This is a genomic window from Novipirellula herctigrandis (genome assembly GCA_007859835.1).
Lineage (GTDB): Bacteria > Planctomycetota > Planctomycetia > Pirellulales > Pirellulaceae > Novipirellula_A > Novipirellula_A herctigrandis.
Map to the genome: position 1 here is coordinate 7,100,855 of SJPJ01000001.1, position 22,532 is coordinate 7,123,386.

The 22,532-nt window shown below is 51.3% G+C and carries 18 protein-coding genes; 10 read left to right on the forward strand and 8 right to left on the reverse strand.

The features are described 5' to 3' along the window. Positions 1-174 precede the first annotated feature (174 nt). The 3 genes from CA13_RS25915 to CA13_RS25925 all read right to left on the reverse strand — a co-directional run bounded on the left by CA13_RS25915 (position 175) and on the right by CA13_RS25925 (position 4,152). Entirely contained in the window at positions 175-1,638 is a 1,464-nt protein-coding gene (locus tag CA13_RS25915) for an alpha-L-fucosidase (RefSeq protein WP_419194828.1), read from the reverse strand. A gap of 583 nt (positions 1,639-2,221) precedes the next feature. Continuing rightward, the gene (locus CA13_RS25920; protein WP_419194829.1) at positions 2,222-2,398 is read right to left on the reverse strand and encodes an alpha-L-fucosidase; all 177 of its coding nucleotides are present in this window, start codon (positions 2,396-2,398) and stop codon (positions 2,222-2,224) included. 77 nt (positions 2,399-2,475) lie between these two features. Next, a complete protein-coding gene (locus tag CA13_RS25925; RefSeq protein WP_146401639.1) occupies positions 2,476-4,152 on the reverse strand; it encodes a sulfatase family protein in 1,677 nt (558 codons plus the stop codon). A 687-nt stretch (positions 4,153-4,839) separates the two neighbouring features. Here CA13_RS25925 and CA13_RS25930 point away from each other — a divergent pair. The 10 genes from CA13_RS25930 (at position 4,840) to CA13_RS25975 (ending at position 17,643) form a co-directional block, all read left to right on the forward strand. Beyond that, on the forward strand, positions 4,840-5,799 hold the full coding sequence (locus tag CA13_RS25930; RefSeq protein WP_419194830.1) for an AAA family ATPase: 960 nt from the start codon (positions 4,840-4,842) through the stop codon (positions 5,797-5,799). Beyond that, complete coding sequence (locus CA13_RS25935; protein WP_146401641.1) at positions 5,796-6,665, forward strand: DUF58 domain-containing protein; 870 nt, start codon at positions 5,796-5,798, stop codon at positions 6,663-6,665. The genes CA13_RS25930 and CA13_RS25935 overlap by 4 nt, the downstream gene beginning before the upstream one ends. A 3-nt stretch (positions 6,666-6,668) precedes the next feature. Beyond that, entirely contained in the window at positions 6,669-7,418 is a 750-nt protein-coding gene (locus CA13_RS25940) for a hypothetical protein (protein ID WP_146401643.1), read from the forward strand. Then, positions 7,415-8,446, forward strand: a complete 1,032-nt coding sequence (locus tag CA13_RS25945; RefSeq protein WP_146401645.1) for a vWA domain-containing protein — start codon at positions 7,415-7,417, stop codon at positions 8,444-8,446. Before CA13_RS25940 ends, CA13_RS25945 begins: the two co-directional genes overlap by 4 nt. Continuing rightward, positions 8,443-10,569, forward strand: coding sequence for a vWA domain-containing protein (locus CA13_RS25950; RefSeq protein WP_146401647.1), 2,127 nt, complete (start codon positions 8,443-8,445; stop codon positions 10,567-10,569). The genes CA13_RS25945 and CA13_RS25950 overlap by 4 nt, the downstream gene beginning before the upstream one ends. Continuing rightward, entirely contained in the window at positions 10,566-13,142 is a 2,577-nt protein-coding gene (locus CA13_RS25955) for a hypothetical protein (RefSeq protein ID WP_419194831.1), read from the forward strand. Before CA13_RS25950 ends, CA13_RS25955 begins: the two co-directional genes overlap by 4 nt. Then, the gene (locus CA13_RS25960) at positions 13,081-13,452 is read left to right on the forward strand and encodes a hypothetical protein (RefSeq protein WP_146401651.1); all 372 of its coding nucleotides are present in this window, start codon (positions 13,081-13,083) and stop codon (positions 13,450-13,452) included. Before CA13_RS25955 ends, CA13_RS25960 begins: the two co-directional genes overlap by 62 nt. A gap of 363 nt (positions 13,453-13,815) precedes the next feature. Continuing rightward, the gene (locus CA13_RS25965; RefSeq protein ID WP_146401653.1) at positions 13,816-15,012 is read left to right on the forward strand and encodes a DUF4962 domain-containing protein; all 1,197 of its coding nucleotides are present in this window, start codon (positions 13,816-13,818) and stop codon (positions 15,010-15,012) included. Positions 15,013-15,109: 97 nt separating this feature from the next. Beyond that, a complete protein-coding gene (locus CA13_RS25970; protein WP_146401655.1) occupies positions 15,110-16,249 on the forward strand; it encodes an ISAs1 family transposase in 1,140 nt (379 codons plus the stop codon). A gap of 23 nt (positions 16,250-16,272) precedes the next feature. Next, positions 16,273-17,643, forward strand: coding sequence for a heparinase II/III domain-containing protein (locus CA13_RS25975; protein WP_146401657.1), 1,371 nt, complete (start codon positions 16,273-16,275; stop codon positions 17,641-17,643). 57 nt (positions 17,644-17,700) lie between these two features. Here CA13_RS25975 and CA13_RS35685 read toward each other — a convergent pair whose 3' ends face one another. The 5 genes from CA13_RS35685 to CA13_RS35690 all read right to left on the reverse strand — a co-directional run bounded on the left by CA13_RS35685 (position 17,701) and on the right by CA13_RS35690 (position 22,532). After that, positions 17,701-17,853 carry a hypothetical protein gene (locus CA13_RS35685; protein WP_419194832.1) on the reverse strand — a complete coding sequence of 51 codons (153 nt, stop codon included), beginning with the start codon at positions 17,851-17,853 and terminating at the stop codon, positions 17,701-17,703. A gap of 30 nt (positions 17,854-17,883) precedes the next feature. Then, a complete protein-coding gene (locus tag CA13_RS25980) occupies positions 17,884-18,183 on the reverse strand; it encodes a hypothetical protein (protein ID WP_146401659.1) in 300 nt (99 codons plus the stop codon). A 1,171-nt stretch (positions 18,184-19,354) separates the two neighbouring features. Next, the gene (locus tag CA13_RS25985) at positions 19,355-21,085 is read right to left on the reverse strand and encodes an arylsulfatase (RefSeq protein WP_146401661.1); all 1,731 of its coding nucleotides are present in this window, start codon (positions 21,083-21,085) and stop codon (positions 19,355-19,357) included. Positions 21,086-21,396: 311 nt separating this feature from the next. Continuing rightward, positions 21,397-21,678, reverse strand: coding sequence for a hypothetical protein (locus CA13_RS25990; protein WP_473087488.1), 282 nt, complete (start codon positions 21,676-21,678; stop codon positions 21,397-21,399). A 395-nt stretch (positions 21,679-22,073) separates the two neighbouring features. Further along, a complete protein-coding gene (locus CA13_RS35690) occupies positions 22,074-22,532 on the reverse strand; it encodes a hypothetical protein (RefSeq protein ID WP_419194833.1) in 459 nt (152 codons plus the stop codon).

A 22,532-nucleotide genomic window follows, 5' to 3' on the forward strand; every position in this document is an offset into this window, starting at 1 on the left:
ATCGAGACCCCAAGAACGATCACTGAAACCAGTTTCTTCATCGCAATCTTCCTCGCTGCAAAAAGTTCTGCAATCAAGTACTCGGTGATACGCCAAGAGGCAACCAGGACACTCGTTTTCCGTGCCGCCGTGATTTTCGGTGGAGGACCAACAAGCTAAGATTTCCCATCCTTATCATGGCTGTTTTTCTTGTTTACTGACGCGGGGATGGAGACTCGTTTTAAAACCGTTCAGTTTAAAAGCGACGGCGTGCTCCGAAGGAAATTCCAATTCACCCAACTTTGGCAACCGAAGAACCAACTGTTTGGAATCGTTGATGATGTAGTCCACCAAGCCATCATGCCCAAGCATTTGGACCGTGGCCGAATCCGCCGCCTGCTCAACTTGGACCGAACGAAGCGTGACATCGCCTTCCGCTCGGTCAAGCAGAATTGCATACAGCGTGCTACCGTCTTTGCTGCGTGTGTACCGAATATCGGACGCTGTGTAGTGGAACCCATCCTTCTCACTGAACCCGCCGCTCTTCGTCATCTGGGTTGGCCCCTCACCGTACACAAGCCAAGGTCGCGTCGAGAAGATCGCTTCCGAATTAGCTTCAAGCCATTTGCCGATGCCACGTAATAACGCAGCAGCCTCGGGCGGAATCTCACCCGCGGCTGTCGGCCCCACGTTCAACAACATGCAACCGTTCTTGCTGACAATATCCACGAGGACATCAACCAAGTCATTTTCCGTTTTGAACTTGACGGACTTTTGATTGAACCATGGTCCAACCGACGTGTCAGTCAGCCAAGGGAATTCAGGCAAGTAATCCAAACGACCGCGTTCAAAATCGATGATGCCGGTGTTTTCGTGAATATCCCAGTGCTTGTGGGCAACTCCAACTTGGCGATTGTGTTTCGCTGCCCAATTGTAGTAGTCGGCAAACATGCGCTGCTGGTACTCGGGTGTAACACAATTGCGTTCTCCGAGACCAAAGTCGAACCAAATCATGTCAGGTTCATAATTCACAACGACTTCATTGATCTTGGCAAGCCACTGATCGAGGAAACGCGGTGTGGGAGGGGCATCAGCCTCGTGCGCATCGCCATAGAGATTGACGTACTTTGGATCAGAACCATCAAATTTGTAAGACGGCTCAAAATACCGCCAGGTGAACGAATGATGAAACGTTGCAATGAACTTCAACCCTTGAGCCCGAATCGCTTTTTCTAACTCCGCAGTGACATCGCGTTTGGGACCTTTGTCCATCGTGTCCCACTCCGTGACTTTCGAATCCCACATTGCATAGTTGTCATGGTGGATGACAACGGGCCCAGCAAACTTGGCTCCCGAAGCAGCAAACAACTCCGCCCATTTTTCAGCATCGAATTCCGGGGCAGTAAACCGTTCCACAATATCCTTGTAGCCAAAGTCTTTCTGCTCGCCAAATGTCTCGCGATGAAAATCAAAGGCAGGGTTTTTCGGTTCGTACATACGCATACCGTACCACTGAACTCCACCCTTTTCTGCGTTTTCAGAACCGACCGTAACGGGCCCCCAGTGCGTGTAGATTCCGAACTTAGCATCTTTGAACCACTCCGGAGCAACATGCTTGCTCAATGATGTCCAATCGGCCTCGTAGGGTTGATCGGCCATGGCAGAGCGATCGGGTGTGAAAATGAGACTGCAAAGTACGAGCACACCAGACAGAGTTAGCCGGAACATCATTTCTTTTACCTTTCCTTTTTCTTCGATTCAATACCGTCGATTCGTTGAGCAAGTTCCCACGTTGGCGGTTGTGTTTAATCAACACATCCAACACAAACGCGGGGGACGGCCATCCGCAGCCGCCCAGGCGTTGGGCCGCCCAGGCGTTTGCTCGAACAGGCGTTTGCTCGAACAGACCTCATCAATGAATCATTGACATGTCCAACACGCGTTGGAACAGGCAAATGGGTAGCAGGAATCGAGCTACCATGATAACCGAAAACGAACCTCCGCATCAGCAACGGTGCGTTCGTTCTCGCGTTGTAGGTTACCGTTCCTCTTTGAACTCAATACGGAAGGCATAGGCTGCCTCGCACGGTTTGCCACCCGTTTGCCACCGGTCGCTTGTATGGTCAAACCATGACGGCTCCGTTCCCAATCAAGAGAGTTCTCGACACTTAGAAATTCCACCGGCTAACTGGCGCGAGTTTCCTACGAATTGCCCTGGCCAAGTGACTCGATCGTGAACATGCTATCCTCGGTGATTGGCAAAGTGAGAGGAGACGTCGAACTTCAAGCCCGCCGGCTGGGACGCATCGGCCAACATTCGCATCGTGCCTTGCTTTGGCCCGCTGTCCACCACGTTCCAACGAGTGTGCTTGGGTGCATGCATTGCATCGCCATCGTGGTGTTCCGCGACTGGCACCACATCGGGTCGCCCACACGTTTAGCTGGAAAGCTAAATTGACAAGATACGAAAACGATCGTTACAAAACGGACAGTGACCTATTTTGCTCGATTTTTCTTACCATCTCGATCCGCCCTCGATTTGTCAGCAGTTTCAAGATACCGGTGCGAAATTTCAACCGCCTGCTCCCGCTCCGCAGGGCCATAGTCCCAATACTTGTTGATCACGTTGTTGAAAGGAAACTTCGGATCGTCTTCTCCGAGTTCGGCGCGACGTTCTTTCAATTGCTCTTTTAGTGACGCAACAACCGGAGCGTATTCCGGATTGTCATAGACATTGTTGTCTTCGGATGGGTCGTTCAGCAGATCATACAGCTCCCATCCTGGCGGAGTCTGCGCTTCATCTTCATTCATCGGAGTACCGTAATACTGGATCAGTTTGAATTGTTTGGTACGGATCGCGATGTTGCCGGGATTGTCGTGTGATGCCATATGCATCCAGTAGTGGTAGTAAGCCGACTGTTTCCAGTCCTCAGGCTCTTTGCCGGTTTCGAGGATGCGTTTGAAACTTCGCCCATGCATGTAGTCCGGCGTTTTCACACCAGCAAAATCGAGCATGGTTGGAGCGTAATCAATATTCTCGACGATTGCATCAATGCGCCCCGTATTCACCGTTTTCGGATAGCGGACAATGAAAGGCATTCGCATCGATTCATCATAGGGCCAGCGTTTATCCATGTAATCATGTTCGCCGAGGTAGAAGCCTTGGTCGCCCGTGTACATGACCACAGTGTTATCATAGAGTCCCTCGGCCTCCAGATATTCGATGACCCGGCTCAGGTTGTCATCGACGCCTTTCACGCAACGTAGATACGCTTTCATGTAACCTTGATAGGCATCGCCGATAATTTCTTGGTCACTTTTAGTTTGATCGAGCGTCTTAATCCACTGGCCACTGTTGGTGTAGTTGCGGCGTGGATTGCGACGACCGATGGAGGTGCCAATGTATGGAACCAATTCATCATTATCGCCACGCGTGGCGATCGAACCATGGTTTTTACGATCGCGCATGTTCTTCGGCTCCGGAATCTCAACATCCGCTAGATAGTTTTCATACCGAGGCGCATATTGAAACATGTCGTGCGGCGCCTTGAAGTGCAATTTCAAGAAGAAAGGACGGTCCGGATCACGTCGATTCTTGAACCACTCCAACGCTGAATCAGCGATGCAGTCAGACGAATGCCCCTTCATTTGCACGCCATCGGTAACTTCGCCCTTGCGGATGCGAAACACTCCGGTCGCCCCAAGTTCATGAAAGACAGGATCGAAATAGGATCCCTGGCCCGGCAATACCTTGTAGTAGTTGAACGCTTCCGGCCGAGCGTGCAGATGCCACTTTCCAATCACCGCAGTTTGGTAACCAGCCTTACCCATTTCGATGGCCAGATACTGTCGCTCGGGCGGCAAAATCCCGCTCAGGGTCGGACATCCGTTCACAGCACTGCTCTGGCCCGTCATGATACTCGCGCGACTCGGTGTGCAGATCGCGTTCTGACAAAACGCGTTGTTCATCAGCATGCCTTCTTTGGCAATCGAGTCGATCGTCGGCGTGGGATTTAGCGGGGCCAAACGCCCACCATAGACACCAATCGCCTGGGACGTGTGATCATCCGACATAACAAACAGAATATTTGGACGCTCGACAGCGTGAATGGTGCTCGCCATCAGCATTCCCAAACAGGCAACATAGAGTCGTTCGATACAGATGTTTTTCATTAAAAATCCTCGTGTTGCTCGCTTACGAAAAAAAGGGCAATTCGTTTGATGCTTTTGACTGAAACCAAAACATCGTCGATAGAGTGTCTTGGCGACTTCCGCACAGCTTGGTTTCAAGCAACCACTTTAATCTTAAACGGATGACTACTGGCCATCATTTTTTCAAAAGTCCCCACGTCAATCGTTTCTGGTCGCACGCGAATACGATGAAGTTGTGGAAGTGATTCAAGTTCTCAACGCCCGTAAGCGTTTCAGTATCGTGCTGTGAACGGCGGGGCAAGATCCGATGCCGTTCTCGTCGCTTCCTGCTAAAAATGGAGTTCTGCTATAAATTGGAGGTTTTGTTCCTCTGCAGAAAACGCCACCAACTGGAAAGAGGAATCCACCAAGGCGACTTGAATTACGGACCCCATGAGCCAAAACACGCATGCATCATGCGGGTACCATTTCCTCGTTTGAACGCTTAGTCTACAACACCTTTGGGGCTTCTGCGGTCAGCCGCTGATGCCCCGGTGTATCGAAACATCTCGAACAACTCGATAATCCGCTGGGTTACAATGAAATAGGGGCGTGGATTTTTAAAGTACATCGGACTCGAAGGATCGCGGCGTTTGGAATCATCGGATTAATGCTAGTTGGTGAAAAAAATTGGAAACAAATATAGAAATGTCGATGGGGACCCAACCGATGGACTGCGCTGAAAAGCTAAATGAGGTACGAAGTGAGATAGGGCGATCCGTGGTTGGGCAACAGACGCTGATTGATCGGCTGCTGCTAGCACTCCTTTGCGACGGGCATGTGTTGCTAGAAGGCGTTCCTGGAATTGCGAAGACATTGACCGTGAATTGTCTGGCAAAAACGATCCATGCCGATTTCAGTCGCATTCAGTTCACTCCTGATTTGCTGCCAGGCGATCTTACCGGCACGTTGGTCTATGACCCTCGCAATCATACATTCAGCCCCGAGAAGGGCCCGGTGTTTGCCAATCTACTTTTGGCCGACGAAGTGAACCGCGCACCTGCGAAAGTCCAGTCCGCTCTGCTCGAAGCGATGCAAGAAAAGCAGGTTACACTCGGCAAGGAAACCTTTGACCTTCCATTACCGTTCCTTGTGCTTGCAACGCAAAATCCGATTGAACAGGAAGGCACTTATGCGCTACCAGAAGCGCAGGTCGATCGTTTCATGTTCAAACTGAAGATTGGCTATCCGTCGATGGATGAAGAACTGCTAATCATGCAGCGAATGGCGACGACCAAAGAGGCCTACGACATTAAGCCCGTTCTAACGCTGGATGAACTGATGCAAATGCGGGACGCCTTGGAGGCGACGTTCTTAGATGAAAAAATCGAGCGGTATATCGTTCGGTTGGTCGATTGCACGCGAAACCCCAGTCATTATGGCATGGACATCGATCGGTATCTTCGTTTTGGTGCTTCGCCACGAGCTTCGATTTATCTATCCCTGGCAGCGCGAGGCAATGCGTTGATGCAAAAACGCGACTACACCGTTCCCCAAGATGTGAAGGACGTGGCGCACGACGTGCTTCGCCATCGCTTGGCGATTTCTTATCGTGCCGAGGCAGAGTCCATCACTTCGGACGATTTGCTCGATCAGATGCTATCGACGGTTCCGGTTACTCAAACATGATCCAAGACGCCGTTACCCAACTATCGCTGTTAGAACTAAAGTGCCGCCGACCGGTCGAACACCTACTGGCCGGTGAGTACCGATCCGTGTTCCGAGGCCAGGGCATCGAGTTTGAAGATGTACGGCAATATCAACCGGGCGACGATGTTCGATCGATGGATTGGAAGGTGACCGCACGTACGGGCGAACCGCACATCCGAAGGTATATCGAGCAGCGTGAGCAGTTTCTGTATCTGCTGGTGGACGTGTCGTCGTCCATCCTTGGTGCATCCGGCGGTCTAAAACGAGCGATGGTCGCAGAACTTTGTTCGTTGCTGGCTATGGCAGCTTTGCGGAACAACGACCGAGTGAGCCTAATCCTATTCTCTGATCGCGTTGAATTGATTGTCCCACCGGGAAAGGGATCGTCACACGCGATGCGTATCATGGATGCATTGTTAAATTTCCAGCCAGAAGGCCGCGAAACGAAATTTGCGAACGCGCTATCGCATTTCGGACATATCGCACGTAAACACTCGATCGCGTTTGTGTTATCGGATTTCTTCGCTGCCGACTATCTCGAAGAGCTACGAGCGCTTTCAAACCGACACGACATCAATGCCGTGAACGTGCTTGAAACGCCGAGTCAATTGACATCGAGTACAGAACTGGTGCATCTCCAAGATGCCGAATTGGGAGTGCGTCGGTTCGTTGATCTACGCCGCCGTCGTCTCCAACACCTGGAACACCACGTGGCTCTCCAGGAAGAAATGCTGCAAAGCGGAGTTGACCTGATGGAGATTGCCGTAGGAGAGGATTGTGTGTCGGCACTGGCAGGTTTCTTTCATTCACGACAACGACGCGTGGCGGACGAAACAGGAGGCTGATGCATGTTACGTTTCATCCTGCTGTTGTTTTGCCTGCTGCCAATTTCGGCCAAAGCAATGGAACACTCGGGAATCACGGCGCGTTTCGAACCGCCCCAAGTTCACCCCGGGGACGTTTGCACACTGATCGTTGAAATGGACCGCGATACGTTTGGCCAATTTGAATTGCACGTTCCAGCTCACTCACAACTTCACGTCGTATCTGTGCTGCGAGTGCCAGTGTCACTTGCCAATGGGAGATATCGACAACGCCAATGCTTACAGTTGCAACCTTTGTCGTCTGGGGAAGTGACCATCAACGAAGCGCAGGTGGAGCTAACCGATGCCAATGGGACTCAGACAATTTCACTTCCGATGGTGATGCTACAAGTTCTTCCGTTGGAAGCTACCGACCTCAACGACGCGCCGGAATCGCTTCCAGGTACTATCGACGAGAGTAATGGTAAGTCACCGGCGTTTCTGATTGGCGGGATTCTTTTGTGTGGAATTCTGCTGGTAGCGGTGACAATCCTCTGCAAACGCCTGCTTCGCGATTCGAATTTGGAAGCCCATTTGAAATATGATCCTGCACTGGAAGCGGTCGAGAAATTACAGTCGGGCGTTGTTCCGAAACGAAGCTTAGAGCAAATCCTTGCGCAGCGTGATTTTCACATTTCGCCTGAATTGCGCTGCGAAATCGAAGAAGCTGTCTATGGGCAACACTGCCAACCAGCGGCCCTTCTTGCCTCGCTGCGCAAGGAGTTGATGCATTGAGTTTTGCGCACCCTTGGCTGTTGTTGCTTGCACCCATTCCGTTCGTACTGGCTCTGTTGTGGCGTCGTCAACGGGGTAGCCTGACAGTGCCGTCGCTTCAGTTATGGGACAATACCAGCCTTGGACGGGCTCGTTATCTCTGGGTTCTTCCGACTTGTCGCGTCGTTGCTTTAACACTGCTGATAATTGCAATGGCGCGTCCTCAAGCAGGTTCGACTCAGTCAATCCAAGTCTCTGAAGGAATTGCCATTCAGCTACTCGTGGACGTGTCGAGCAGCATGAGCATGAGCATGCAAATGACGGATGGAAAGAATCGTAGCCGCATGGAGGTCGCCAAGGTGCTAGTCGAAAAATTCATCGCGGGAGATGGAGACGAACTTCACGGCCGAGAAGGCGACCTGCTGGGATTGATCACGTTTGCACGTTATGCCGATACGCGAAGCCCGCTCACTTTTGGCCACGATGCCTTATTGGAACTGGTTCGGGATCTCGAAATCCAGGAACGCCCCAATGAAGACGGAACAGGCTACGGTGATGCGTTGGCCGTCGCTGCTGCACGGCTAAAGCAACTTGATGATCCCGAAATCCGGCAAATGCGGTCGTTAGAAGGAGAAGTCGCCAGTCGCGTCATCATCCTTTTGACTGACGGAGAAAACAACTCGGGTCAACACATGCCCGTTGAAGCTGCTGGATTGGCCAAAGAGTGGGGGTGTCGTGTTTATAGCATCAGTCTTGGTGAACACCCTCAAGAATTTTCGGGGCAGGCACTTGAGTCACCGCAACTTTCGGAAGCAGAGCGAGTGCTCGAGCACATTTGCATTGAAACCGGCGGAGTGTTTCGAACAGCCTTCGACTATGATTCGCTGCTAGCGGTTTATGCTGAAATTGACCAACTTGAACGATCCCGCATCGCGACTCGAGACTTCGCACAGATTGCCGAATGGTTCTGGCTGCCACTTGCCAGCTCGCTGCTATTGCTGTTCACTGCATTTTTAGTCGAAGCGACTTGGCTGAGGGCAGTGCCATGACACCCGTTACATTCCAAAATCCGATTCTGCTGTTGCTGATGCTGCTGTTGATTCCACTTGCAGTAGTGCTGAAACACGCGCGGTATCGCAGGAACGTGGTGTTGTCAGAGATGGGGGCCGACGCTTCATTACGGCGCAGCGTTTGGACGGACCGACTACGGCTAGCTGCCATGACACTACTAATGCTAGCCCTCGCTCGACCGGGCTATAGTCCGCGGCGACATTCAGTTTCAAAGAGTGGGCGTGATGTGATTTTCGTCCTTGATGTCTCTCAGAGCATGCTAGCCGAGGATGCCTATCCGTCTCGGTTGGAAGCCGCAAAGAATGGCATTCGTGATGCACTAGACAGTTTTCAAACAGAGCGAGTTGGATTTGTTATTTATGCCGGCAGTGCAAACATCCTATGCCCGCTGACTTATGACTATGATTTCGTTCGTTACATGATCGACCAAGCCACCACGCGAGCGGTCGACTTTGGTGGAACAACGCTGCTTTCGGCGGTTGAAAAATGCACAGACAGCATGTTATCGGATAATCGAAAAGGAATGCAGGACTTGATCGTTCTGACGGACGGCGAGGAACATGGTTCGACCAATATCCGTGTTGCGGAATTACTGAAAGAACGCGACTTGGGACTGCTGGTGATTGGACTCGGCGATGCAACCTCGGGCTCTCGGATTCCTATCGAGGACGAAGAGGGAAAGACCGTTTACTTGAAGCACGAAGACCGCATTGTCACTACTCGTCTGAATGAACAAGGCTTGCGCGAGTTGGCCTCGAGTTCAAACGAAGCCATCTATCGTCCCATTGGGACCGCCGCGTTCGATCTCGCAGACATCTATTCAAGCTACGTTGTCGACAAACCGGTTGCGGGAACCGCGGGCACCGATACCTACCTCGTGTACCGAGAAGCCGGTTTTGTGTTAATCGGGTTCGCGTTGATTCTTTTACTTTTCGCCGAGCGGAAGCTTGTCCGACCGCGTTCTCTTGGCTTGGCTATGATCGTGCTGTTTTGCACGACTCTCACGAACGTGCATGCGGCTGATCCTGAGACGGCACAACGATTTGCTGAGGCCATGCAACTTCAGCAACAAGGAAGACATACGGATGCATTGGAAGCATATGATCTTCTCGAATCCGAATCATCTGGGCGCAGTTGGCTGCCTGCGGAAAAGGCTTCGCTGAGGTTCAATCAGGGGCTTTGCCAATTGGCGGAGGCCTCCGCAAAGGCAGACGCGGAACCGCGAACGGCGTTATCTCTCGCGCGCCAGGCACAGAGTTGCTTCTTGGCGGCGCGGCGGATGATGCCTACGTTTCATCGTGCCGCCATGCGGTTGGATCCAACGTCTCACCTAATTGCCGAATACCAAGCCCGCATTCAGGAACAAGACGATCGAGACCAGGCATTACAAGAACAAATGCAACAGCTCGTTGAACGATTGCAGGAGTTGCTTCGAAAACAAACGGCACTACGAAATGAGGTTCCACACCGCAAGCCACCATCCTCGGCGCGTCGGCGTGGCCAAACCACCCCCGTTCCCGCTGCTCCGGTTCGCGAGCCTGAAACCGCCAGTGCCGATTCAAAACGGTTCAGCGATAACCAGCATGAGTTGCAACAAGAAGGCATCGCGATTGCGGATCTGATGCGTGTGCTCGACCAAGCGATCTTACCGCCGGAAATGGATATTCAAGACGTACCTGTCAGCGTACTCGAGGTGCCGCGTCGATTGATGAAGGAAGTGATTGCGGCACAAGAGTTGTCAAGGAACAGGCTCACGCAATGGGGCACTTGGCCAGACGCGCGAGACCACCAACAAGACGCAATGCAAAAGATCCAAGAGATCCTCGATCTATTAGCCAGCGAAAACTCGGGGGAGTCGGACGAAAGTGAATGGGATGACGAGGAAGAAGACTGGGACATGATGGAACCCAGTGACACCGATGAAGCGATGACTTCGTCCATGCAAGGCCAGGGCGACTTTGCCAGCGGCGCGGCAATGCAACCGTTGCCGGTTCCCAACTATTCGGTTGAAGACATTCTGCAACAAGAATTGGGCAACTTGCAGTTCCGACAACAGCAACGTGCAAAAGGCAACCAACAAGGCGTGGAGAAAGACTGGTGACACAACGTCTTACGATTGCCCTAGTGCTTGCCATTGCCTTTCTGAGCTCACTCTACTCGGAGGAAGGCGATGCGCAGGCCCCTGCGAATTCACCATCGGCGGAAAACGGCGTTGCCAGCGCACCAACGAGTGTTGAACTGGGAATGAAGGAAGAGTGTTGGTTTACCGATACAGTTGCAACGGCCTTCGTGCGTTTCCCAGAAGTAGTTGAGCAACCGGAGGATCTGCCCGATGTTGGTGATGATATCTCCCTGTTCAGTCTCGAGGTTTCCGCAGAGAGCGCGGATACAAACAGCGGTTCGGTTGCCGTGATCCGTTTTATTCCCCGGCGAACCGGGCTTGTCATCTTTCCGGCACTGAATTTCACATCGGACTCAGGCAGTTTCCGAACGACCGCGACCCAGATATTGGTTAGTGAACCGCAACGAAGCTCTGACATGACTTTAGAACTGCGACCTGAAAAGCGGAGTGTGTATCAAGGACAACCACTGCGTGTGGATGTGACATGGACATGCAAATTGACGACCAATCGTATCCGTTCATTGTTGTGTCTGCCAGAGTTTTTTAACGCATCGTCGATCGAAACGGTGGTGCCTCGATGTACGGCTGAAGAAAAAGAACAGATGGGAATGCCTTTTGGCGGTCGCCGAGTCATCGCCAGACGTGTCGCTTGGGCCGATTCGCCGGAGCAGTTTGGCACCGTTACTTTTTCTCTGTTCCTTCGGTTCTCGGAAGCGGGGACAGTATCGCTTCCAGCAACCCGATTGGAATGCGCATATTTGAAAGGCAAGGGCAGTAATTTTGCGCCTTATGCAGCGTACTTCAACAATGGATTGTTTGAACCGATGTCATCCCTAAACGCTTATGAGCGATTGTACGCTGAGTCGGAACCACTAACGCTGGAGGTATTACCGCTGCCGATACAGGATCGTTCGGAGAATTTCAGCGGTTTGTTTGCTCCTTGTGAAATCGAAGTCACGCTTAGTACAAATGACATCGAAGTCGGCCAGGTGATGGAAGTCGACTTGCGAGTGCATTCGGACGCCCCGCACGGTATGTTGGAGCTTCCTTCGTTGGAACGACAACGGAGTCTTCGGGGGCGATTTCGCACCTCTAGCGAACTGAGTCGAAAATGGCATCCCGATGGAACTAGTTTTCGCGCTCGAATGCGACCGTTGACAACTAAGGTGACGGCGTTGCCATCGATGCAAATCCAGCTGTTTGACGAGGAGTTGGGAGGGTACCGTTTTTTGCAGACAGCGGCGGTTCCACTACGCGTCCGCCCTCGAGATGGTCTCAATTATTTTGATGTCCGAACATTGCAGATGGAAGCGACGCTGACAAATCAGCCTACGGGCATCTGGCATAATAAAGAGTCAAATCGGATGAACGATGCATTCAACATGATCATTGGACTACTGGCGGAGAACTTTTGGGCGCTGCTAGTGGCAGGCCCTGTGCTCTTTGCGATACTATTGCCATGGGTAAGGGACAGAAGGAAACGCGCCGTTGACGCTGCTTACCGCCGTCAAGCCGAGGCCTATCGTAAACTTCAAAGACTCCCCGAAGGCACTCTCGAAAAGTGGAGTGCGTTTCAGAATTTCATGGCGACCGGTTTTTCATTCCCTCCCGATGCGTGGACGTCAGGCGACGCCGAGAAGTGCCTTCAATCGCTCAACCTGCCCGAGGAGGATATCCAACAGATTCTCGAGACTCACGCCAAGAGCGACGCTGCGAACTTCTCATCCGATAAACCAACTCCGAAAGTCCCGAACCTTAATTCGCTTTCACGCCGCTTGTTCGATTGTCTTCCTAGGGCCACTCCTATTTTAGTCATGGCTCTAATCCTGCAATCTGCGGAATTGCGCGCGTCGGATTGGTCGGACGCTGAGTCACTGTTCGAAGCAGCAATCCAGGCACCATCGGGGCTACCGGAGACAGAGTCATTATTTAGTCAAGCCGCATTGAAATTTGAAGCGTCCGCTGAAAAGCGACATCGTATCGGTGAATCATGGTACAACGCGGGAAACGCATGGTTCCAATCTGGCGAGCTTGGACGAGCGATTAGCTGCTTCCGCCAAGCAGAGATCTATCGGCCATTTGACACAACGATCAAAGAGAATCTAGCGACGGCTCGTGCGTTGACAATTGACGTGGTAGAGCCCCAAAGTTCACTCAACATTGCCTCGATGCCGATTCGCTGGATCAGTGCCGCAATCAGCGTCATGTCACTACTATTTTGGGCCTTACTGCTGATTCACATCCGCTACCGAACGCGGGTAAGTTTGACTGCGTTGGTTGTGTCATTGGTTGCGACACTAGCACTGTTTTTCTCAATTCTTGTCGTGTCCCACCACGCCGGTCGCGACGGCGTGGTAATTGTGAGCGAAATCTTCGGCCGAAAAGGCCCTGCGTACAGTTACAGCACCGCCTTTCACGAGCCTTTGCATGATGGGTTGGAATTCCAGATTGTAGATCGGCGATCGGATTGGCTATTGGCGGAACTTGCAGATGGCCGTCAATGCTGGATACCCTCATCCGAGACGCGATCCATTCGCAATTCACGATTTTAAAGACGCGAATCGCCAGATTCTGTTTGCGATTGAAAATTTTCTCGTATTGTATTGGCAAGATTCACGACGCCAGTACGAATCACTTGGATATGCCCGTCACCGCCAACCCAACGACCCTAAAATGAACTGGGAAAAGTTCTTAGATCCAGCTGTCTTATGCATGATGATCCCCATCGTCGCCATTCTAATTCACGGGATCGGCGCAATCTATCACCGTTTTTGTAATCATCAAGAACGGATCGCCATGATTGAAAACGGCATTCATCCTGACGACGAATCTCAGCGTCGGCGAGCAAAATCAGCGGTTTAGACTCGCAGTATTTTCCGCCGGCGTGGGCGTACGATTGATTCCAGTAGAAAGCCAGTATCACACCGGTGGTCAATCATCTTGTTCACCGTCGAATCGCTATCCAGACAATTTGATTTGGAAGCCCGGCCGCGCGGTCATGGTGTCAAGCATCCCGAAGCGACAAGCTGCAACGCTTTCGCTTGTCTCTCACCCCATTTTAGAGCGTCACTCCTGGATGTGGCTTTTCAAACTTCTCTGCAAAGTAAATACCGTTGCGTTATCGCGTGAACCAATACGAGGGATCAGACAACCAAAAAACAAAAAGTGAATTGCACAGTAATCTGTAAACACTTCAGTCTGTAAACACAGTAATCTGTAAACACAGTGAAGCTTGTGGCAGAGATGGTCGCGATCCATTATATTATTGGCTTCCCACCTAAAGCCTATCCTGGCGAAAAAACTCCTGCCATTGCGAAGCTTCCCATGCGGTTCTTATTGCTTTGTTATCTCTCGTTGATCTGCACTGCCGGTCTTGCTGCTGATTTAAAATTGGATCAGCGTCCCGCCCAACCATCGGAGTGGGGTTATCGACCGCCGGACAAGTCGAACTCGGAAGTCAACCCACCTAATTTTTCTTGGCGTCCGCAACGCGGCATCACTCAATGGGAAATTCAGTGCGCTGCCGATTCAAATTTCTCAACGATCAATTACCAGGCAGACTCGATTCAATACAGCGTCCATACACCATCCGTTGCGTTTCCGGCGGGAAATTGTTTTTGGCGTTATCGTGGTCAGAACGAACGCGGAGAGTTTACGCAGTGGAGTGACGTGAGGCGTGTTTCGATCGCTGCGGATGCACTCGTGATGCCAATGCCGAGTCGGGATGAGTTGGTTTCGCGAATTCCTGAGCAACATCCTCGTTTATTCTTGCGGCCCGAAGATGTACCGCGACTCCGCCAGCTCGCTGCTGGATCGATGCAGACACATTTCAACTCCCTGGTGGGCACATGTGAAAAGCTCCTAAGGAATCCGCCACCCACCAAAGAGCCTTCAAAATACGGTCCAAACGTTGACAAAAAAAGTGAACCGTGGCGTGAGATATGGTGGGGCAATCGCAACTACACCATCCGAGCACTCGATGGCGCCGCGACGTTAGCATTCACCCGCTTGATTGGCGGCAAAGATGAATACGGTGCATTGGCAAAACGAATTCTGTTGGAATGTGCAAAGTGGGATCCCAAGGGAGCCACCGGTTATCGCTATAACGACGAAGCCGGGATGCCGTACGCCTATTACTTTAGTCGTACCTACACGTTCGTGAACGATTTGCTTAGCGAAGACGAAAAAGAGATTTGTCGTAAAGTCATGAAGATCCGCGGTGATGAAATATTCGAGCACCTTAGCCCGCGGCACCTTTGGTCACCCTATGCAAGCCACAGCAATCGGGCGTGGCATTTCTTAGGGGAAATCGGATTAGCGTTTCATGGTGAAATTGAACAAGCTGACCAGTGGGTTTGGTTTGCAACGAACGTCTTTTTCCATTCCTACCCAGTGTGGCACGGCCATCGCATCAAAAGTTAACCAAGTATTCGTTTCAGACTTGCCTAAGTCCAGTGTCGGTGCGAAAGATTTCATTTGACGGATTTCAAAACCACTGCACGCACAAACGGATTTCCAAATGCCATATCAAGTCGCTGGTAAGTTTCACGATTGCTTCCAACACGTCGAAGACCCGAGAGTCGAAGGTCGAATCACGCACTCACTCCACTCCATTCTCTTTATTGTTGTCTGCGCAACAATTGCCGATGCCGATGGTCCCGCAGAGATCGAAGAATTCGCAATCCAAAAACGGGATTGGCTTGAAAGGTTTATTGACATTGAAGACGGAATCCCATCTCACGATACGATTGGCAGAGTGCTTGCAGTTATTAAACCGATTCAGTTTCAACAAGCTCTCGTCGAATGGACCAATCAACTTCGGGCAGGACGATCGAACGATGGCAGTCCACGGTTAGTGCAAATTGACGGCAAGACTTCACGAGGCTCTTACACCGAACGAGACAAAAGCGATGCTCTGCACATTGTAGGTGCTTGGGCTTCCGAAGAAGGCCTCGCCATGGGGCAGGTCGCAGTGGACTCCAAAACGAACGAAATCACCGTCATTCCTGAGTTGATCGACTTGATCGATATACGTGATTCGATCGTGACACTCGATGCCTTGGGATGCCAAAAGTCGATTGCAAAGAAGATCATCGAAGCAGGGGGTGACTACATTTTTGCAGTCAAAGGCAATCACCCCACACTCTGCGCGGCAATCGAGCAACACTTTCTGGTGTGCCATGAACAGGGCCTTGTCGAGTCAGATGTTCGCTCCAAGACCATCAAGGAAAAATCACGAGGACGAAACGAAGAACGCTTCTACGGGATAACTGAAATACCAGCGTCAGTTCGAGCGTTAACGGACCAATGGATGGGTGCCAAGAGCATCGGACAAGCGGTCACGAGTATCGAAAATGGCGAATCCTGGTCGAGTGAAGTGCGTTACTTCCTGAGCAGTCGATCCGCCAAGGTAAATGAGTTTGCAAAATCGGTTCGAAGTCATTGGTCGATCGAGAGTATGCACTGGGTGCTGGACGTGGTGTTTCACGAAGATGCAAGTCGGATTCGCGAAGGTCACGCAATTGAAAACCTGAGCTTCACCAGACGGTTTGTAATTACACTGCTGAAGCAGGACACGTCGAAGTCGAGTTTGAAGAGCAAGCGAAAAGCAGCCGGCTGGAACACCGACTTTCTCGAAAAACTCCTATTCGGAGCGTGATTTTGATGCGATAGCCGTGCCCAGTGTGGAGTGACGATAACGGGGCTTGGCACGAAGGCATCTCGTACTGGAACAGCTACATAAGTCGTTTCACATGGTGGGCCGATATCATGAAGGCCGCACTCGACATCAATGCTTTCGATAAACCCTATTTCAGCCGCATCGGTTACTACCCGATGTATCTGATGCCGCCCGGAAAAGAGGGTGGCGGTTTTGGCGACTTAACGGCCAAACAAACATCCTCCCGCCATAGTCAACTGATGAGTGTCTTGGCTTCCCAATCCCGGAATCAATATTGGCAGTGGTATGTGGATCAGCATGGTGGATCGAAACTTACGCCAGGCTACGTTGGATTTTTACGAGGATCTCTAACGCCGGTTACTCCAAAACCACCAACCGATTTACCTACTTCGAGACTATTTCGCGGTGTCGGACAAGCGTACTTGAATACGAACATACTAGATGCCAAAGACGATGTTCAGGTGGTCTTTAAATCCAGTCCATTTGGGACTCAGTCGCACGGCTATGAGGCCAATAATTCATTCTTGCTTTATGCTTATGGTGAGCGGCTACTGATTCGATCCGGCTACCGTGACATCTACGGCAGTGAACATCACAGGCGGTGGATGTGGAGCACTCGATCAGTGAACAACATCACGCTTAACCATGCAGGGAAAAACGACATCGGGCAATTGGCTCATTCGTCGGCATCGCAAGGCCAGATCGTAGACATGCAGACCAGCCCAGCAATAGACGTTGTGGTCGGTGAAGCAGGATCGGCCTATCGAACGAGCCCCAATCCACAAGACGAAAGTCGGAGTTTGGATCGCTTTACCCGCGCGATCGTGTTCATTAAACCGGATTTGGTCGTCGTCTACGACTGTTTAAAAGCACGACAGCCGACCGAGTTCACTTATTGGTTGCACGCCAAGAACGAGTTTCGCATGGGCGAAAATCAACAACTAAAACTGGCCGTTGGTGACGTTGAGTGCGAGATTGAGTTTCTCTCACCACAAAATTTGACGTTTTCCCAAACGGATCAATACGATCCCAATCCACGCGATCGAATCAAGTTGCGTGAATGGCACCTATCCGCGGTCACCCCATCGTCATCAGGCACCTTTCCGAACTCGACTCAATTCGTAACGCTCTATCGTCCACACCGTAAACAAGACAGTTTTGCCACGAGGGCTAAATGCGAACGTATGGAAAATGGGGGAATGCGTATCGAAGCCGACATCAACAACGGTCATATTGAAATTCAATTGCCCAAGCCATCGCGTACGGTTGGGGACGCAAGCGGAGAAAGCAATAAAGAGACGATTGTCGTTCATCGCTACAACCAAAATGAAGAACGGATCCAGACGATCAAAGCAAATCTATCGACAATGTAGACTAGCGATTGGCATGGTCGCTGAAATATAACTCCACCGAACAACCTGACGAGCAAATCAAAAGTGTCGTGGTTGATTCATCTCTTGGTCGCATCTTCCCTCTAGACGATTCTCCTGATCAATCATAAGAACCGTGGTATTGTCAGTTCCGTCGACAATCACGCCACCGGTGAAGATATTAGCGGCGTTTAGAGCCACGGAATAATCCATTGTTCCCTCGTTGAATTTACCGTACTTCACCTACAACGTACCATCGCCACTAATCACGTCGTTGTAGACGGCCTGCCCCGCAAAGCGCGTACCGAAAGAGACCACGCCTATGCCAAGTTCCCATTTAACGCCCAACGTTTGATTTGAGTTGCGTTCATTGATATAGGTACTGCCACCGGTGAGCTTTGCCGCCTCGAATTGCCCGATGTTCATTGCATTCCCACGAACGGTTGTGGCCGCCGTGACGTCAAGCGTGGCTCCGGCGGCCGACCAATTGGCACCGTTGTTCTTCTCGCCCGCAGCAAATACTCCGCCGCCATTAACCGTCAAAGTATCGCCGCTGCTGATAGAACGCGGGGTATCGTTAGCTAGGTTGGGGACAAACTCGATATCTCCGCCGCCCGTATTCCAGATGCACCGCCGGATTTGACTGTGATTGTGCCGAGGTTATCGGTTACCGATCTGAGCTGTAGCTTGCTGGTACCAGAGTCGTTCAGATCGCCCACCGTAATACCGCCATCAGCGATATCCACAATGTAGTCTCCGCCCGAGTCGCCAAAGATGGCATTGCCGCCGTTGGTCCAAATGGTCGCCGTGATCCAGTTGCCCCTGGTGGTATCCCAGGTACCGGCCCCGCCATTATTGATGGTATCGACATCTGGGGCCCAGCTGAGCGTTTGTCCAACAAGATTCGAGGAAAAGGAACAGGAGCGAGACCGCTAAACAGCCCAACAAACGCGACGTCAAAAAAAGGTTCGTCAGGATGCTATTTTAAATGAGGATGTCAAAAAATTGCTCGCAATGATGAACAATCGTTTCGATTCAAAGAGGGGTTTGGTAGCGAGATTTTCTTAAACCTCGCAAATTCCGGCGGAGATCACACCTGTGTGACGAGGCCGATGCGACATATCTAAATATTAGAATTGAGCAATTAAAAAAACGGCGTAAATAAGTGAAACCAGGGTGCAGCTTGCGATTTTTTCAACAAAAATGCTGGCTCGATTGTTAATTCATGAAGGCGGTCAAAAAAGTGGGAATCGGCAGAAACATGCCACCGTCTTGTCAAGGAACACGTCCAGAAAGAACACACATACGAGGGCTGCTGTAGCGCCATTTTCGTTGCCGTTTTCTTCTGCGAGTATGCTCCGGCCGAAGACCAACCGAATGTCAGGCTGAACATCGTCGCCATTTTTTTAGACGACCTCGGTTACGGGGACGTCTGCTGTTACGTTGCGGCAAAGATCCACACTCCGAATATCGATCCTCTCTCAAGCAAGGGGATGAGTAGTCATTGAAACTACGTTGTACGCGGCACTCAATTCCCGGTCCCTAGCCGCTTGGCGCACCATACGGGAACGCTTCTTGGGGGGGGTACGCTTGCGCGGTCGTGCTAATGCAAGCAGACATCGCTAGGCAAAACAAGATGGTTTTCATGTCATGAACCTTGATGTGTCCCGTTTGATGTGAGTTTTCCGAATTCGGAAAAATGTACGCCGAGAATCTACTCACTTCGACGTTCAACATGAACGAAATAGGCTCCACGAACACCGCCTTCCTTGTCGCTCAGCCAACTTTGCAGCAAGCTGTGGCCTTTTGGTAGATCCACTTCAAAAGTGACGGAGGTCTCATTGCCGTGCAGTTGCCTTTGCAACTCTTGCTCGCCAATCCTAAGCACCGCCTTGGTCGCCCGCATCGGCTCAGGTGCGTCGTCTGGGAATCTCGACAGACGAATGGAAAAGTGTCCCGCCATCACAACATTGACAGCCCAAGACCCATTGATGTTAAGTGTGTCGTCATTGAGTTGGGCTTGTTTCCAAATCACATTCCCTTCGGTTGGATGCCAATCCCGCACGGTCAGCAGAATCGGGTTTTCGCTGTCCGCGCCGAGTTGGAACCGAGTATACGCTGCGCCATCGGAAAACACGTCTGCAAAATATTGCTCGTACTGTTTTTGCAATCCCTGCACTAGCTCCGCGTGATTGGCCGCGACATTCGTCGTTTGTGCTGGATCGTTGATGATGTCATACAGTTCGCCGTCAACCATTCGCCATTTTTCAGTTAGCACGGCATAGTGAGGATACTGGGCACGCGATTTGTGCGGCCGATGCAATGTTGGATGATCGCTTTGACGTTCTACAAACAACGTTCGGTCGGGCCAATTCGTGACGCGATCGTTCATCAGACCCTGAATACTTTGCCCATCGAATTTGACATCGTTGGGGGCGTCGAGATCACACCACTGGATCAATGTAGGCAGCCAGTCTCGACAAGAGGTGAGTTCCGCAATCGCGCGCCCCGCTTTTAAGCGAGCGGGCCAGCGTACAAAACAGGCAACGCGGTGCCCACCTTCGTAGACCGACCCTTTCTTTCCTCGCATGCCTGCGTTGAAGCCATCGGCGGGTTCGCGTCCGTTGGCACCTTGAGCGGTGCCGTTGTCACCCATGAAAATAACGATTGTGTTTTCCGCGATATGTTGCGTTTCCAAAAAATCGAACAAATGTCCAAGGTTCTCGTCAAATTGGATAATCTGGCCAAAGAACTTCGATCGATCCTCCGAGTGTCCGTCCGCGATGAAAGCAGCCGAGTACTTTTCCGCCACGGTGTGCGGGCTATGCATTGCGTTGAGCGGCAAGTAGGCGAAGAACGGTTTTTCGGAACGCATCGCTATGAAGCGTTTGCACTCATTAAAGAACACGTCCGTACAATATCCGTTGATTCGTTCCGGCACTCCGTTTCGATAGTACGTGTCGTCAAAATAGTCATTGCCGATCGGGTTTCCGATCTCATCGATTCCGCCCGAAAGATGGCGGACGACATCTTGAAAGCCGCGAAAACGCGGAGCGTACGGCCATGTATCACCCAGGTGCCATTTGCCGAACATGCCGGTCCGGTAACCGGATTCGGAGAAGACATTGGCCATGGTCACTTCATCAGGTTCGAGCAATTGCCGTCCTTCGGTGACGGCCCAAGCGCCTACGCGTGAAGAGTATCGGCCAGTCATCAGCGCTGCGCGCGTAGGCGTGCAAACAGGATCGACGTGATAGTCCTCCAAGGAAACACTCTCGGCACACAGACGGTCCAAGTTTGGTGTCTTGAGCCAAGGGTTCCCATGGCATGACATGTCCGCGTATCCCTGGTCATCAGTGACAATCAAAATCACGTTGGGGCGATCAGAGGCAAAGGCGGAGCACGAGACGAATAGCAGCACTAAAGGGAGGAAGACTTTAATCATCTTTCATTCTCGTCGGTTTGAAAATAGTAACGTTCTGGCCTCTGAACCGATGCCCCACTGAGGCTGTAGCCACTGGGGGATGGCTTGACAATCATAGACCGCGACGAAGGTGCCTTGATTTGTCTGTCGACCTTTGTGAATGCGAGTCGCTGTGTCTCTGAGTTAAGCCGTTTGCTGAGGCAATTTGGAAGAACTGCGTTATCCCTCAACGCAGGCAACCAAGCCGGATATGGCGGCGATGTTAAATAGAAAATGGAAACATTTCGTTGACGGAGGCATGCATTGGGGAAACCTAAAGGCTTGGAATGAGTTCAGACGGGATATCCAGTTTCTTGTCGGTCAGCACCTCCTGCAAAGTTACTGATATTGTAACTGTTCGGTCTCGCCCAATCACACTCCACTCGGCCGTCCCCCAACACGATGGTGCCTAGTTTTTGTCGGAACCAATCTGCCAATTTGCGATACCCGATGGCGTTAGCGATATTTTGTTTTTCCAAAGGGTCTTTTCGTAAATCGTACAAGGCCATGTCTGCTTTCTCTCGCTCACAGTCTAACGCCCATGTAATGCCGTGTCTTGAGAGTTTATGTTGCATCAAAACATTCCAGCCCCAAATGGAATTGAATGCGAACTATCGACCTAGGCTTCGGCACCTATAGAAACCTTATCCCATTCGTTGGTGAGGCCGTGGAGGACGTTGACCGCCATGCTCGCGTTGAATTGTGAGCAAACGTCCTAGTGGACGTTGAACGATGAATCACTGATTTGCCGAAGTAGCGTGTATTGTGATTCGAAGCATCGCGTCAAAACGAGACAGATCGGTGGCACACTGAAATCGTGAGTGGAACACTGGATCGTAGCTGATGCGGCGACGCCTCCGGGAGCGAAAACTCGGCATCCGCCAATCGCTCCTGGTGGTGCTCTCTGATTTGGAAATTGATCATGGTGATCGCGTGCGTTCCATTTCGACGACGCCTATTCGGATGGTTTTCAGGTGCCCAATCTTTCTATGCAGCAAGCATCAAGCCAGATCAAAAATGGTTGTCCGACTGCAAGCACGAACTCAATCATTCCAACAAGCACCGTCATTTCAACAAGCACCGTGCGTGTGGTGCTGGCCCATTCAGGAATAGTAGGACGCTGGCAATAGCCGGGGGCGGTCACGCTGTTATGTGATCGAAACGATGGACCATCCGACGATAATTTGTGGCGATTGTTACCGTTTTCGTCACTTGTCAAAGTGAGTCCCAACCCTTTAATACCGCGTCGCTCAACAAATGGTGTGGCGAGCGTTTGTAAGATCCCCGGCAAAACACAAAACGGTATACCAATGAAATTCACAAAAGAAAGAACAACACGATACTCGGGATTAGTTCCTGGGTTTTCATGTGCCCTGGCGTTTGTCTTCGTATCCACCACGGTGGCAAACGAGCCAACGGGGAAAGACAT